This is a genomic window from Microbacterium sp. ProA8 (genome assembly GCF_039905635.1).
Lineage (GTDB): Bacteria > Actinomycetota > Actinomycetes > Actinomycetales > Microbacteriaceae > Microbacterium > Microbacterium chionoecetis.
In genome coordinates, this window is the sequence record NZ_CP157000.1 from 95,110 (window position 1) to 108,260 (window position 13,151).

The 13,151-nt window shown below is 70.1% G+C and carries 14 protein-coding genes; 11 read left to right on the forward strand and 3 right to left on the reverse strand.

Annotated elements, in window-relative coordinates; all coding sequences use genetic code 11:
• Window positions 1-10: 10 nt before the first annotated feature.
• Window positions 11-415, reverse strand: coding sequence for a GNAT family N-acetyltransferase (locus tag ABG085_RS00450; RefSeq protein ID WP_347977492.1), 405 nt, complete (start codon window positions 413-415; stop codon window positions 11-13).
• A 167-nt stretch (window positions 416-582) separates the two neighbouring features.
• Between ABG085_RS00450 and ABG085_RS00455 the strand changes: the two genes are divergently transcribed.
• On the forward strand, window positions 583-1,842 hold the full coding sequence (locus ABG085_RS00455) for a DUF1214 domain-containing protein (RefSeq protein ID WP_347977493.1): 1,260 nt from the start codon (window positions 583-585) through the stop codon (window positions 1,840-1,842).
• 160 nt (window positions 1,843-2,002) lie between these two features.
• On the opposite strand, the gene ABG085_RS00460 is transcribed toward ABG085_RS00455, so the two are convergent.
• Entirely contained in the window at window positions 2,003-2,590 is a 588-nt protein-coding gene (locus tag ABG085_RS00460; RefSeq protein ID WP_347977494.1) for a recombinase family protein, read from the reverse strand.
• A 409-nt stretch (window positions 2,591-2,999) separates the two neighbouring features.
• On the opposite strand from ABG085_RS00460, the gene ABG085_RS00465 reads away from it, so the two are divergent.
• From ABG085_RS00465 to ABG085_RS00505, 9 genes are all read left to right on the forward strand, one after another.
• On the forward strand, window positions 3,000-4,286 hold the full coding sequence (locus ABG085_RS00465; protein WP_347977495.1) for an adenylosuccinate synthase: 1,287 nt from the start codon (window positions 3,000-3,002) through the stop codon (window positions 4,284-4,286).
• 123 nt (window positions 4,287-4,409) lie between these two features.
• Window positions 4,410-5,609, forward strand: coding sequence for a beta-propeller fold lactonase family protein (locus ABG085_RS00470; RefSeq protein ID WP_347977496.1), 1,200 nt, complete (start codon window positions 4,410-4,412; stop codon window positions 5,607-5,609).
• Between the two features lie 53 nt (window positions 5,610-5,662).
• A complete protein-coding gene (locus tag ABG085_RS00475) occupies window positions 5,663-6,478 on the forward strand; it encodes a hypothetical protein (protein WP_347977497.1) in 816 nt (271 codons plus the stop codon).
• Window positions 6,478-7,275 (forward strand): hypothetical protein, encoded by a 798-nt coding sequence (locus tag ABG085_RS00480; protein WP_347977498.1) that lies wholly within the window; start codon window positions 6,478-6,480, stop codon window positions 7,273-7,275. Before ABG085_RS00475 ends, ABG085_RS00480 begins: the two co-directional genes overlap by 1 nt.
• Before the next feature lie 28 nt (window positions 7,276-7,303).
• Window positions 7,304-8,926: an AAA family ATPase gene (locus ABG085_RS00485; protein WP_347977499.1), complete on the forward strand. Its 1,623-nt coding sequence runs from the start codon at window positions 7,304-7,306 to the stop codon at window positions 8,924-8,926.
• 54 nt (window positions 8,927-8,980) lie between these two features.
• Complete coding sequence (locus tag ABG085_RS00490; protein WP_347977500.1) at window positions 8,981-9,196, forward strand: DUF2997 domain-containing protein; 216 nt, start codon at window positions 8,981-8,983, stop codon at window positions 9,194-9,196.
• On the forward strand, window positions 9,193-9,975 hold the full coding sequence (locus ABG085_RS00495; protein ID WP_347977501.1) for a 4Fe-4S single cluster domain-containing protein: 783 nt from the start codon (window positions 9,193-9,195) through the stop codon (window positions 9,973-9,975). Before ABG085_RS00490 ends, ABG085_RS00495 begins: the two co-directional genes overlap by 4 nt.
• Window positions 9,972-10,493 (forward strand): hypothetical protein, encoded by a 522-nt coding sequence (locus ABG085_RS00500; protein WP_347977502.1) that lies wholly within the window; start codon window positions 9,972-9,974, stop codon window positions 10,491-10,493. Before ABG085_RS00495 ends, ABG085_RS00500 begins: the two co-directional genes overlap by 4 nt.
• On the forward strand, window positions 10,490-11,350 hold the full coding sequence (locus ABG085_RS00505; RefSeq protein ID WP_347977503.1) for a helix-hairpin-helix domain-containing protein: 861 nt from the start codon (window positions 10,490-10,492) through the stop codon (window positions 11,348-11,350). Before ABG085_RS00500 ends, ABG085_RS00505 begins: the two co-directional genes overlap by 4 nt.
• Before the next feature lie 94 nt (window positions 11,351-11,444).
• On the opposite strand, the gene ABG085_RS00510 is transcribed toward ABG085_RS00505, so the two are convergent.
• Window positions 11,445-12,647, reverse strand: coding sequence for an AI-2E family transporter (locus ABG085_RS00510; protein WP_347977504.1), 1,203 nt, complete (start codon window positions 12,645-12,647; stop codon window positions 11,445-11,447).
• Between the two features lie 138 nt (window positions 12,648-12,785).
• On the opposite strand from ABG085_RS00510, the gene ABG085_RS00515 reads away from it, so the two are divergent.
• The gene (locus ABG085_RS00515; RefSeq protein ID WP_347977505.1) at window positions 12,786-13,097 is read left to right on the forward strand and encodes a chorismate mutase; all 312 of its coding nucleotides are present in this window, start codon (window positions 12,786-12,788) and stop codon (window positions 13,095-13,097) included.
• Window positions 13,098-13,151: the final 54 nt, after the last annotated feature.

Here is a 13,151-nt window from a genome sequence, read left to right on the forward strand (position 1 = left end):
GGGCGTCGGGTCACGCGAGGCGGATGAGGCCCGCTTCGGTCGGGACGAAGCCGCAGGCCTCGTAGAACGTACGCAGGTGTGGTTCGAAGTCGACGTGCAGCCAGTCGCACCCGGCCGCGAGGACCTCGGTGCGCAGCGCCTCGAGGAGAGCTCGTCCGATCCCTCGACGCTGGTGGGCGGGATCGACAGCAGTATCCAGGACGAAAGCGTGTGCGCCCCCGTCACCACAGGCGTGCACGAAGCCCACGAGCCGTTCATCGTCGAAGGCGCCGACCCAGCTGACGCCGTACCGACGAAGTCGTGCCGCCCAGGGCAGGACTGTCGGCTCGGGAGCGCCGAATGCCCGCGCGTGAAGAGCGCTCAGCTCAACGTCATCGACCGCGAACTTCACTCTCACTTCGATCGCGCTGCTCATGAGCCCATCGTCGCAGAGTGGCTCGATCTACGTGGCCGCGATGGGGACCGACAAAGCCCGCAACCGGTCCTCAAGCGGGCGTTCGAGGGTTGCTTCATGGATCATTGCTAGAGGAGCGCGCATGCCCACGTGGCTGCTCGATCAGCTCCCACGAGGAAAGGATCTTGATGTCTGCTACGAGCCCGATCATCCCGACCGACGAGCAGGTCGTGGACGCGTACCTGTATCTGTTCGGACGGCTGCTGGTGGCCCGGCAGGAGAAGTACGACATCGAGGTCGAGAAGGTGGGCTGGAACAGGATCAAGTACAACCCGGTCGGGTCGGCCGAGTTCGTCAACCCGAACCTCGATGTCGCCTACCTGGAGGCATGGATCGGCGTCGACGCTGACCACGCCGTCACCCTCAACGTGCCGGAGATCAGCGGCCGCTACTACACGGTGCAGATCATGGACGTGTGGGGCGAAGTCATCGCCAACGTCAACGAACGAAACTTCCCCGACCATCCGTTCGGCGCGGTCGCATTCCGGCTGGCCGGGACCACCCCGATCGTCCGCGACGACGCGCTGGTGATCGATCTGCCAGGCCCCAAGGCGAAGATCCTGGCCCGCGTCGAGCTGAAGGACACACCCGACGAGGCGGTCGCCCTGCAGAAGCAGTTCACCATCGACGCCCCCGACGGCATCCGGATCGCACCCACCCCGGCGATCCCGGACTTCACCAACGCGCAACTGCCCGGTGTCGACGCGTTCCGGCTGGGTCCGGCCCTTCTCGCGACCGCGCCGGATGCGATGCCGACCGCACCCGCACACGCGGCCTCGGTCGCAGCGATCGCCGACTACGTCGCGTCCGGCGACGACGCCGCTGCAGCAATCGACGAGATCATCGCCACCAAGGCGTGGCCGGCGTTCCTCGCCGGCACCAAGGGCTTCGGCACCCAACGCAACGGATGGTCCGTGGCCTTCGCCGCCGGCCGCTTCGGAGACGACATCCTCGCCCGCGACATCGTGAACTACGGCGGACTCTGGGCGAACATCATCGACGAAGCCATCTACTACGTCGGGCAGCTCGGCAGCGACGAGCAGCTCCTCAACGGCGACAACACATACGAGATCCGGTTCGCATCCGGCGAGCCGGACTCGATGGTGCACGCGTTCTGGTCACTCACGCTGTACTCCGTACCCGACTACCGTGTCGTCCCGAACCCGATCGATCGCTTTGACATCAACTCCGAAGCGCGTCTCGCGACCAATGACGACGGCACCACCAGCATCTGGCTCGCACCCACTCAACCCGCAGGCGCACCGGCAACCAACTGGCTGCCCACCCCCGCGGGCCAAGGCTTCTCGCTGAACCTCCGCCTCTACGTCGCCCGCGAGCCCGCTCGACACGGTGACTGGTTCCCGCCCGCCATCACGCTGGCGGACTAGACGTCAGTCCCCGGCTGCGGATCGCTGGGCGCAACACCTCCGGCCGGCGCGCGAGGGTCCCTGACCGCGCGGTGGCTCTGGGCCGGGCGCGGAATGCATCTCTAGGCAGGTCCTTTCCACACCAACTCCCGCGGCGAACCGCGGGAGCTGGGACGGGGCGTTACTGGTATGCGGCAGCGACCCGTCGTTTCACTTCTCGGTAGATGGTCGCCCGGGACACACCGAATAGTTCAGCGATCTCGGTCTGTGAGTACGCACGACCATCGAGCAGTTCATAGAGGTGTGCTCGCTGCGTGCGCGTCAGCTTCGGCTGCTTCCCCTTCAGCTTGCCCTTCGCTCGAGCGATGGCCATACCCTCGCGGGTACGCATCCCGATCAGGTCCGTCTCGAACTCCGCGACCATGCCGAGCACGTTGAACAGCAGCCGCCCGATCGGATCCGTCGGGACGCACGTGCTGCCACCCAGGCTGAGTACGACGCCCTTGAGCGTGAGCTCGTCGGCGATATCGCGCGCATCCCGCAGAGAACGTGCGAGACGATCCAACTTGGTCACGACGAGCGTGTATCCGGATCTGACCGCCGCGAGCGCTTCCCGCAGACCGGGCCGTGCTCGGTTCGTGCCCGTCATCCCGTGATCCACGAAGATGCGGGCTTCATCCACCCCCAACCGCACCAGAGCCTCGAGTTGAGCAGAAAGGTCATGCTCGATCGTCGACACTCTGGCGTAGCCAACCTTGATCTCATTCATTGCCACATCGTCTGGCCGACGGCGACCCTTCACCAGCGCATCGGCGCGGGGTCCGCTCTGCGGGCAGCACGAGAGATGTGCCGCGTCCGCAGCATTTCACCGGTGTGGTGGTGGTGAACGCTGAAGGAGAGCATCCCGTCAGCAGAAACGTCCTGCGGATCGTGCACCCCGCGGAACCGCGACCGGAACGGCCGACGCACACCGGTGCCCGTTTGACCCGCCCGATGCATCCGCGCGGACAGGCACGCCAAACGGGCGGGGCGTGCGAACACCGCGCACGGCATCCGCCGGAGACCGCAGTGGCGAAGCCAGCTGCACCTCGCCGAGCCGCAACCGCCTCTCGTCAAGGGCGTGTCGGCGTCGCCCCGATAGGATGGGGTGTAACCGTCCGATAACGGGGGAGTAGCCCATGCCAGGCATCGTGATCGTCGGAGTCCAGTGGGGAGACGAGGGCAAGGGCAAGGCCACCGACCTCCTCGGTGAGCGCACCGACTGGGTGGTCAAGTTCAACGGCGGCAACAACGCCGGCCACACGGTCGTGATCGGCGACGAGAAGTATGCGCTGCATCTGCTGCCCTCCGGCATCCTGTCTCCCGGGGTCAACGCCGTCATCGGCAACGGTGTCGTGGTCGACCTCGAAGTGCTGTTCGCCGAGCTCGAGGCACTGCACGCGCGGGGCGTCGATGCGTCGCGACTGCGGGTGAGTGCCAACGCGCACCTCATCACGCAGTACCACCGCACACTCGACAAGGTCACCGAGCGCTTCCTCGGCAAGCGTCAGATCGGCACGACCGGCCGGGGCATCGGGCCGGCGTACGCCGACAAGATCAACCGCGTCGGCATCCGCGTGCAGGACCTCTTCGACGAGAACATCCTGCGCCAGAAGGTCGAGGGCGCCCTCGACCAGAAGAACCACCTCCTGGTGAAGATCTTCAACCGCCGTGCGATCACGGTCGACGAGATCGTCGACGACCTGCTGTCGTACGCCGAGCGCCTGCGGCCGATGGTGGCCGACACCGGGCTGCTGCTGAACGAGGCGCTGGATGCCGGCGACGTCGTCGTGTTCGAGGGCGGCCAGGCCACGATGCTCGACGTCGACCACGGCACCTACCCCTTCGTCACGTCGTCGTCGGCGACCGCCGGCGGCGCCGCCACCGGCTCGGGTGTCGGCCCCAACCGCCTGGACCGCATCGTGGGCATCGTGAAGGCCTACACGACGCGCGTCGGCTCGGGGCCCTTCCCGACCGAGCTCTTCGACGAGAACGGCGATTTCCTGCGCTCGCGCGGCTTCGAGTTCGGCACCACGACCGGGCGCCCTCGTCGCGTCGGCTGGTACGACGCGCCGATCACGCGCTACGCGACCCGCATCAACGGCATCACCGACCTCGTCCTCACCAAGCTCGACATCCTCACGGGCCTGGACCAGATCCCCGTGTGCGTGGCGTACGACGTCGACGGCGAGCGGTTCGACGAGATCCCGGTGAACCAGTCCGACTTCCACCACGCGAAGCCGATCCTCGAGTACTTCCCCGGCTGGAAGCGCGACATCTCCGGCGCCCGCAGCTTCGACGATCTCCCCCTGGAGGCGCAGGAGTACGTGCTCGCGCTCGAGGCGATGAGCGGCACGCGCATCTCGGTGATCGGCGTCGGCGCGTCGCGCGACGCGGTCATCGTCCGCCACGACCTCGTCGATTGACGTCGCGGGGCCCGAACCCGTGCCGAGCTTGACGCGTTTCGTCTCGCTTCGCTCGCTCAACGACCGAGGCCACGACGTCGAGCGGGCTCGCCAGCCGAAAAGCCTCGACCGACCCGGAGACACATGAGATTCCTGCTGGGCGGCTACACCGCCGACATGGAGGGCCGCGCAAGCGGGATCGGGATGCTGCTCGCCGGCGCCCCCGACGACGCCTCCGCCGGTGGCGCGCTCGCGTTCGCAGGCGACGTCGCGACGACCGACTCGCCGTCGTGGCTCGCACCGCACCCGGGATCGGGGAGCCTGTCGAAGGGCGACGTCGTATACGCGGCGCTCGAGAAGCGCCGGCAGGTGCAGGCGTTCCGGCGCACCGGCGACGCGACCTTCGTGCCGCTCGGTGCACCCGTCGCGGCCGGTGAGGCGGTGTGCCATGTGGCGGTGTCGCCCGACGGCCGCTTCCTGATCGCCAGCTGCTGGGGCGACGGCCGCGTGGTCCGGATGGACCTGGATGCCGCGGGCCGGCCGTCGTCGCCGATCCTGGCGCCTGCGGCGGTCGACCCGTACGGGCCCGATGCCGCATCCGCCCCGGCCTCGGCCGGCGACATCGACCTCGTCGCCGCGGCCCGCGCCCTGCGCGAAGCCGCCGGAGCCGAGTATGCGCATCTCGTGCCCGATCACGGCGGCACCGACGAGGCGGCCGCGGAGGCCGACACCGATTCCGACGCGACGCGTCCGTCGCGGGCGCACCAGGCCGTCTTCCTGCCGGGCGGGCTCGTGGCGACGACCGACCTCGGGTACGACGTCGTGCGCTTCTGGCGAGACGGCGGCGATCGCCTGCGGCCGGTGCAGCAGGTGACGCTGCCGCGAGGCAGCGGACCGCGCCACATGGTCTGGCACCCGAGCGGCCACCTGTACGTCGTCACCGAGCTGTCGTGCGAGCTGTTCGTGCTCGCGCCCTCGGCCGACGGCACGTGGCGGCTGGTGGGCGGAACGCCGCTCGGGGCGGGCACCCTCCCCGGTGACAGCGCCGCCGAGCTGGCGCTGTCGCGCGACAGCCAGTTCGTGTACGCCGGCGTGCGCGGCAGCAACACCCTCGCGACGCTCCGCGTGCGCGGCGCCGGCGACGAGGTCGCTCCGGTCGCCCTCGTCGACTCCGGCGTCGACTGGCCGCGGCACCACGCGGTGGTGCGCGACATCCTGCTCGTCGCCGGGCAGCTCTCGGACGAGGTCGCCTCGCTCACGCTCGACACGCGCACCGGTGTGCCCGGCCGCGTGCGGCACCGCACCGACGCGCCGTCGCCGACGTGTCTGCTGCCTCTTCGCTGATCGCGGAGCGATCGCGTCCGGTTGTATAGCCTGGTCGGGGTCGGAAGGCGGGAATGAGTTCGAACACGACGCTGAGCGGCGCCGCGCGGGGACGCCTGCTCGCCTTCAACGGGTTCGTCTGGATCTTCGGGCTGGTCGTCGTCATCATCATCGGCGCGGTCCTGCTCGCCGAGGCAGGCGATGAGGTCTCTGCGTCCGACGAGTACGGGTACGAGCCGTGGCTGAACCCCGACCCGGTCCTCGCCGACGACGAGGGCGACGGCGTGTACAGCGGGGTCGACGGCGCGATGGTGCGGCTCGGCGGACTCGATCCGGCTCAGCCGCTGCTGCTCACCGAGCTCGACGGCACGTATGTCGGCCGGGTGTCGGTCACCGGTCCCGGCGGCGCGATCCTCACCGAGGGTGAATACGGCGGCCCCGCTGAGTTCGAGTCCTACCTCGCGACCGAGGGCCGCTGGGTCATCGTGCCGCAGAGCGACGTCGAACTCTGGATCGACGGGTTCAGCGACGAGCGCTGGCGCATGAAGATCACCACGCCGCCTGTCGAGCCGCGCTCCGGCACGGTGAGCGGATTCGGCCCGGCGGTGTTCGCTCTCGACGGGAACGCCACCACGGCGCGCGTCAGCTCGCGCGGCGAGGGCCGCGTGAGCATCGAGACCGTCACCGAGAACGGCATCACGGAGGTGTTCAGCGAGAACGAGCCCACCGACCGCTCGATCGCGTGGGCCGACGGCCGGCCCGTGCTGTTCGTGATCGACGCCTGGGACGACGCCGGCTGGACCATCGATTTTCCGGAGGATGCGGCATCCACCCCCGCGGGAACAGCCGCGCCGACGCCCGAGCCGACCGTCACAGGGGTGAGCCCCTGATGGCAGGCGCCGAGCGGATTCGGCGGTTCTCGCTCGTGACCTGGATCGTCGGCACCATCGTCATCGCGGCGATCGCCTTCACCGTGCTGCCGCAGGTGGCGGTGAACCCGCAGACCGGCGACGTCTACGTGGGCGAACCCGGCGAGGACGACTACCAGCCGTGGCTCGCCGACGATCCGCAGGAGTACGAGATCGTGGACGGCCTGATCGACGGCACCGCCGCGGGCGGCTTTCTGCGGATCGACGGGGGCTCCGACCTCCTTATGCTCGAGAATCCCGAGGGAGCCGGCGAAGCCGACTGGGTGCGCGTCTTCCAGCAGCAGGGCGTCGAGTTCGACGTCGATTCCGAGCAGTGGCAGTACCCGGCCTACCTCGGCTCGCTGTACCCCGATTCCGACGTCCTGGTGCTGCCGGGCGCGGAGGACGGGCTGCTGTGGTTCTCGCCCTCGCTCACCGACTGGACCGCGCGCGTCTCGACACCGGAGGTGCTGCCGATGGGCGAGACCGCCACCGGTCAGGGCAACGCGGTGCTGGTGTACGAGGGCGAGGCGCTGAGCGGCCGGTTCCAGCACACCGGGAGCGGCCTGTTCATGGTCGCGGTCGTGACCGTCGGCGGGTGGGACCTCCTCGTGAACGAGTTCGATGAGGTGGACGTCCGCGCCTCCTGGGAGCCGACGGATCGCGTCGTCTTCCAGGTCGAGGCCGACACGGGCGAAGGCTCCTGGACCATCGCGCTCGACACGCCCGCGGGCGATCCCACCCCCTCGACCACCCCGACACCCGCGCCGACGCCATGACGCGGCATCCGATCGACAAGGAGCAGACGTGACGTTCGCCGACACTCTCACCGAGGCGTTCAAGGCGCGCCTTCCGCTGCTGTACATCGAGACGGGCGAGGAGGTGCGCGCGATCGGCGCGATCTCGGACGCGGCCGAGACGCAGCGGCACCCGCGCGCGCTGTGGACGTGGACCGCCGCCCTCGGGCTGCTCGGCCCTGACGGCAAGGCCGTGGCGAACACGGCCAACCCGGCGCGGGCCCTCCAGCACGTCGCCGGCGTCCACGAGCCGAGCGTGTTCGTCTTCTGCGACCTGCACGCCTACTTCGGCGGCGAGCACCGCGCCGGCGACCCCGCTCTCGTGCGCACCGTACGCGAGACGGCGCTCGAGTTCCGTCACGGCGACGTGTCGCGCACCCTCGTGATCACGGCTCCGGTGCGGGTCATCCCGCCCGAGCTCGACGAGGTCACGCACCTGCTCGACTTCCCGCTGCCGACCGCGGCCGAGATCCGCGAGCTCCTCGAGACGATGATCGACAACAACGCGTCGGGCGACGGCAGGATCCGGGTGGATGCCGACGACACCGCCCGCGACCAGCTCGTGCACGCGGCACTCGGCCTGTCGATGGCCGAGGCCGAGAACGCGTTCGCCCGCGCGATGGTGAACGACGGGCGTCTGTCGGGGCAGGACGTGCCGATCGTGCTCGACGAGAAGCGCCAGGTCGTCCGCAAGTCCGGCGTCCTCGAGTTCGTGCGGGCCGAGATCGATCTCGACGACGTCGGCGGGCTCAACAACCTCAAGCGCTGGCTGTCGCGCCGTGACGGCTCGTGGCTCGGCGACGCGCGCGCGTACGGACTGCCGGCGCCGAAGGGCGTGCTCATCACCGGCGTCCCCGGCTGCGGCAAGTCGCTGACCGCGAAGGCGACCGCGGCGTCGTGGGGGCTGCCGCTGCTGCGGCTGGACATCGGCCGCATCTTCTCGGGTCTCGTCGGCTCGAGCGAGCAGAACCTTCGCACGGCGATCGCGACCGCCGAGGCCGTCGCGCCCTGCGTGCTGTGGGTCGACGAGATCGAGAAGGGGTTCTCGAACACCACCGGTCAGGGCGACTCGGGTACGACCGCACGCGTCTTCGGCACCTTCCTCACCTGGATGCAGGAGAAGCGGCACCCGGTGTTCGTCGTCGCGACCGCCAACAACATCGACGCGCTGCCGCCGGAGTTCCTGCGCAAGGGCCGGTTCGACGAGATCTTCTTCGTCGACCTGCCGACGGCCCACGAGCGCGAGGTGATCTGGCGGCTGCAGCTGCGCTCGCGCGCCACCGACGCGAACGGACTCGAGGCGGTGGCGTCCGACGACGCGGCGATCGCGGCGCTCGTGGCCGCGAGCGAGAACCACTCCGGTGCCGAGATCGAGCAGTCGGTCGTCTCGGCGCTGTACGAGGGCTTCACCACCCGCGGCGAGGTGACGGCCGACGTGGTGCGGCAGGTCGTGGATACGATGATCCCGCTCGCCGTGACTCAGGCCGAAGAGGTGCAGCGCATCCGCACGTGGGCGACCGAGCGCGCGGTGCGTGCCACCGGCAGCGAGGATCTGGACCCGGCCGAATCGGCCGGCGCTGTCGCCGAGGGCGCACTGTCGTCGCGTCGCGGCGGCCGCACCGTCGACTATTGAGCACCGCGGACTGTTGACGACCACCATCGCCGCCGACGGAAGGATGACGAGATCATGGCCAAGCAGCTCGTGGTGAGGCTCCGCGCCGACGGCACCGTCGACGCCGAGACCATCGGCATGCACGGCGCGGAGTGCCTGGATCACATCGAGGCGCTCGAGGCGTTGCTCGACGCCGAGACCGTCTCGTCGCGCTTCACCGAGGACTACGCGACCGCGTCGGTGGAGGGCCGGACCCGGCTCGAGGCCGAGCAGACGGACGGCGCCTCATGACGCCCGTCGCGCAGTCACCGGGCGTCGGCGGCGGGACCTCGCTCCTCGGCACGGTCGAGCCGGTGCGACGGGCCGATGCGGGGACGCCGCCCACGCTGCGCTGGTCGCGGTTCCTCGCGGCCACGGAGGCGGAGGGGCCGGGGGTGCGCGCCGCGGTCTGGCTGCAGGGATGCGCCGTGCACTGCCCCGAGTGCTTCAACCCGCAGCTGTGGGCCGACCGCGGCGGTCTCGTCGGGGCCGCCGACGTACTCGCGGCCGAGTGGGTCGAGAGTGCGACGGCGGCCGGGGCGGAGGGCGTGACCCTGCTCGGCGGCGAGCCTTTCGATCAGGCGGCGGCTGCGGCATCCGTCGCCCGCGCCTTCCGCGCAGCGGGCCTCGGCGTCATGACCTTCACCGGCTATCCGCTCGACCGCCTCGCCGCGTGGGCCGCCGGCGGTCGCGACGACATCGCGGCGCTGCTCGACGCCACCGACCTCCTCTGCGACGGGCCGTACCTGCGCGGCCTGCCCGACGTGGGGCGCCCCTGGGTGGGCTCGCGCAACCAGGGCATCCGCGCGCTCACCGATCGGTACGCCGACGACGTGCGCCGCATCGCCACCGCCGGTGGCGCCGACCGCATCGAGGTGCGAATCGCCCGCGACGGCACCGTCGCGGTGAACGGCTGGGCGACGGATGCCGCGCTCGCCGCCCTGCTGGACGACCTCGGCTCGCGGGCCGACAGTCCCGCGCAGGTCGCGGCGGGAAGACAGGCACGAACGAGAGTGGAGGCCGCGCGATGAGCGTGTCGCTGATCCTGATCCCCGCGGCGCTCGCCGCTGTCACCGCGATCACCGCCGCCGGCGGCATCGGCGCGCTGTCGCAGACCGGAGGGGTCCGCGACGACGACCGCGCCGGCACGGACGCCACCGCCCGCACCGGTCCCCGCCCGATCTCGGTGCGCACCCGCATGAAGGACCCCGACCTGCTCGCCGACGCCCTCCGCGACATCGGCGCGACGGAGCTCGCGCGGCAGGGCGACGACGTCGCCGCGGTGATCGACGGCGTCGAGCTCACGATGACGCGCACGCCGGAGGGCGTGTGGGGCGCGCACTTCCGGCGCCCGGACGGTCTCGAACTCGCCGAGGCCGATGCCGCGGCTCTCGTCGAGCGGCTGGACGCCGCCTACGCGCTGCGGGTGCAGCAGACGGTCGCGGCGCGCATCCGCGAGCGCGCGGCATCCGCGGGCTTCGAGCTCGTGTCCGAGACGCGCGACGACGACACCGTCACGATGGTGCTGGACGTGAAGGACTACGCATGAGCACCTCCACCCGGATGGGCACCGCGCAGGACGCCCCGAGCATCCCATGGATGCTCGGTATGAGCTCGTGGATGCTGCTGACGGTCATTCCCGGACCGATCGTCACCTGGCTCGGCTTCTCGATCATCGGGGTCGCGTCTCGCAGCAGGCGCCTCCTCATCCTCGCCGTGGTGTGGGGTGCGGCCGCGATCCTGGTGAGCCTCGAGATCTGGGGGCAGTGGCAGCCGCTCCTCCGCGGGATCGTCTATCTCTCGGGCATGCTCGTCGCCCTCATGGTGAACCCGGGATGGCTCCGTACGATGTGGCAGCGGCGCCTCGACCGGGTGAGCGGGAGCGGGGATTCCCCGTCGCGGACGGGCGCGACCGCCTCCGGTCGGCCCTCCGGCTCGGGTGCGAGCACGAGGAAGCCCACTGCGCGGTCGTCGCGGCGCTCCCGGGCCGCCACGAAGGCCGAAGCCGACAGGAAGGCGCAGGCGCAGGCACAGGCGAAGGCCGAAGAAGCGACCCGGGCGAAGGCTGACGAAGCGTCCCGCGAGAAGGCCGATCACGCGGACCGGCTCGCGGCGGCGGCGGGCGCGTCGCCGTCCGACTACCTCGAGCCCGGTGCCCCCGCCCCGGCTCCGATCGACGTCAACACCGCGCCCGCCGCCGACCTCGAGGAGCTGCCCGGCATGACCCGCTCGCGTGCGCGCCGGGCGGTCAAGGAGCGCGAAGCGCAGGGCGGCTTCACGTCCGTCGAGGACTTCGGCGAGGCCGTGGGCCTGCAGCCGCATGAGATCGTGCGGCTGCGCAAGCTCGCGACCTGCTCGCCACGCCCCCGGGGCGAGCGCCGCTTCGGCCGTCGCGTCGACTACTGAGGCCGGGAGTGACGGATGCCGCGGGCCGCGGCATCCGTCACCAGGAGCGATCGGGGTCGCGCGACCGCGACCCGAGGGACGGCGCCGAGCCGCCTCAGACCTTGGCGTCCTGCTTCGGTATGAAGACCTGTTTGATGATCAGCAGTATCGATGCCGTGACGGGCACGGCGATCAGCGCGCCGAGGAGGCCGAGCAGCGTGCCGCCGATGAGCGCGCCGATGACGACGAGGGATCCGGGGATCTCGATCGCCTTGCTCATCACCTTGGGCGTGATCACGTACGCCTCGATCTGGATGTAGATGAGGTACGCGATGGCGAAGATCAGCGCCGACAGCGGGCTCGTGAACAGCGCGAGGACGGACGCGGTGATCCAGTAGAGCACCGGACCCACGAGCGGGATGATCGTGATCGCGAACGCCAGCACGCCCATCAGCAGCGGGAACGGCAGCTGCAGGAAGAAGTGCAGCAGGAAGGCGACGATCGAGTTGAAGAACGCCAGCACCACCATGCCCATGAGGTAGCTGCCGACCGAGTCGGTGATCTCGTTGGTCATCGACCGCACCTTCACGCGGTTGCGCGCCGGAGCGAACCGCATGAGCGACTCCTTGATCCCCGGCAGCGACGCGATGAAGTACAGGGTCAGGACGATCACGATGAGCCCGCCCGAGATGGCCGTCGCGATGCCGGCGCCGACCTTCAGCAGCCCGCCCGAGATCGCGGCGATGTTCGCGGGGTTGGTGATCCACTTCTCGACGTCGGTGACCAGCGTCCCGAGGCCCGTGCCGAAGATCCCCTCCAGCCAGTGGAAGAAGTCGGACTCCTCGAAGTTGTCGATCGTGTTCGGGATGCCCTTGATGAATGCCCCGATCTGCTCCACCAGCGTCGGGACGACGAGCAGGATGAGGCCGATCAGCACGACGCCGAAGGTGAGGAAGACGATGGTGATCGCCCACGCGCGCTTGACGTTGTGACGGACGAACCACTTGATGACGGGGTCGAGTCCCAGCGCGGCGAACATCGCGAAGGCGATGTAGATGATCACCGTCGAGATGTTGATGAGCGCGACCCCGAGCAGGGCCGCCGCGAGCCCGCCGAAGGTGAGCAGGAAGCCGACCGTGAAGGGGCTGTCCAGGCGCGCCCAGAACGGCTTCGCCGACCGATCCGCGGGGATGGCGAGAACTGTGCCGTCGGCGGCGGGCGCATCGCCGATGGCGTCGGTGCCCGCCGCGGGGTCGACGGCGAGCGGGTCGGCGGCTTCTGCGGCGCTCGCGCCGAGCGAGGACGAGGCGTCGGTCATGCGTCACACTCTAGGGGCGGGTTGACGCGCGGACGGACAGTGGTGCGGATTTCATGCTGATCGGGGGACGCCGGCCCCGCGGTCGCCCCGCGCGATCGGGCCACGCCGCTCGGGTATCGTCGTCGCGAGGAGGTTTGCATGACCGAGGATCCGACGGCGACGCTGCGGCGTCTGCGCAGCAGCATCGACAACATCGACGCCTCGCTGGTGTATCTCCTGGCCGAGCGGTTCAAGGCCACCAAGCAGGTGGGCCACCTCAAGGCCGAGCACGGCATGCCCGCCTCCGACCCCGCTCGGGAAGAGCAGCAGGTCGCCCGCCTGCGCCGCCTCGCCGAAGAGGCCGACCTCGATCCCGCCTTCGCCGAGAAGTGGTTCAACTTCGTGGTGGCTGAGGTGATCCGGCACCACACCGATCTGCGTGAGGGCAACGGGGCCGCCGACAGCCGCTGAGATGTGAATGACGGATGCCCCGACCCGGCGCACAGCGCTGGTTCGGGGCATCCG

Excerpts from the sequence above, each read along its gene's own strand:
- ABG085_RS00450 (WP_347977492.1), bottom strand. The coding sequence starts at position 415 with ATGAGCAGCGCGATCGAAGTGAGAGTGAAGTTCGCGGTCGATGACGTT.
- ABG085_RS00455 (WP_347977493.1), top strand. The coding sequence starts at position 583 with ATGTCTGCTACGAGCCCGATCATCCCGACCGACGAGCAGGTCGTGGAC.
- ABG085_RS00460 (WP_347977494.1), bottom strand. The coding sequence starts at position 2,590 with ATGAATGAGATCAAGGTTGGCTACGCCAGAGTGTCGACGATCGAGCAT.
- ABG085_RS00465 (WP_347977495.1), top strand. The coding sequence starts at position 3,000 with ATGCCAGGCATCGTGATCGTCGGAGTCCAGTGGGGAGACGAGGGCAAG.
- ABG085_RS00470 (WP_347977496.1), top strand. The coding sequence starts at position 4,410 with ATGAGATTCCTGCTGGGCGGCTACACCGCCGACATGGAGGGCCGCGCA.
- ABG085_RS00475 (WP_347977497.1), top strand. The coding sequence starts at position 5,663 with ATGAGTTCGAACACGACGCTGAGCGGCGCCGCGCGGGGACGCCTGCTC.
- ABG085_RS00480 (WP_347977498.1), top strand. The coding sequence starts at position 6,478 with ATGGCAGGCGCCGAGCGGATTCGGCGGTTCTCGCTCGTGACCTGGATC.
- ABG085_RS00490 (WP_347977500.1), top strand. The coding sequence starts at position 8,981 with ATGGCCAAGCAGCTCGTGGTGAGGCTCCGCGCCGACGGCACCGTCGAC.
- ABG085_RS00495 (WP_347977501.1), top strand. The coding sequence starts at position 9,193 with ATGACGCCCGTCGCGCAGTCACCGGGCGTCGGCGGCGGGACCTCGCTC.
- ABG085_RS00500 (WP_347977502.1), top strand. The coding sequence starts at position 9,972 with ATGAGCGTGTCGCTGATCCTGATCCCCGCGGCGCTCGCCGCTGTCACC.
- ABG085_RS00505 (WP_347977503.1), top strand. The coding sequence starts at position 10,490 with ATGAGCACCTCCACCCGGATGGGCACCGCGCAGGACGCCCCGAGCATC.
- ABG085_RS00510 (WP_347977504.1), bottom strand. The coding sequence starts at position 12,647 with ATGACCGACGCCTCGTCCTCGCTCGGCGCGAGCGCCGCAGAAGCCGCC.
- ABG085_RS00515 (WP_347977505.1), top strand. The coding sequence starts at position 12,786 with ATGACCGAGGATCCGACGGCGACGCTGCGGCGTCTGCGCAGCAGCATC.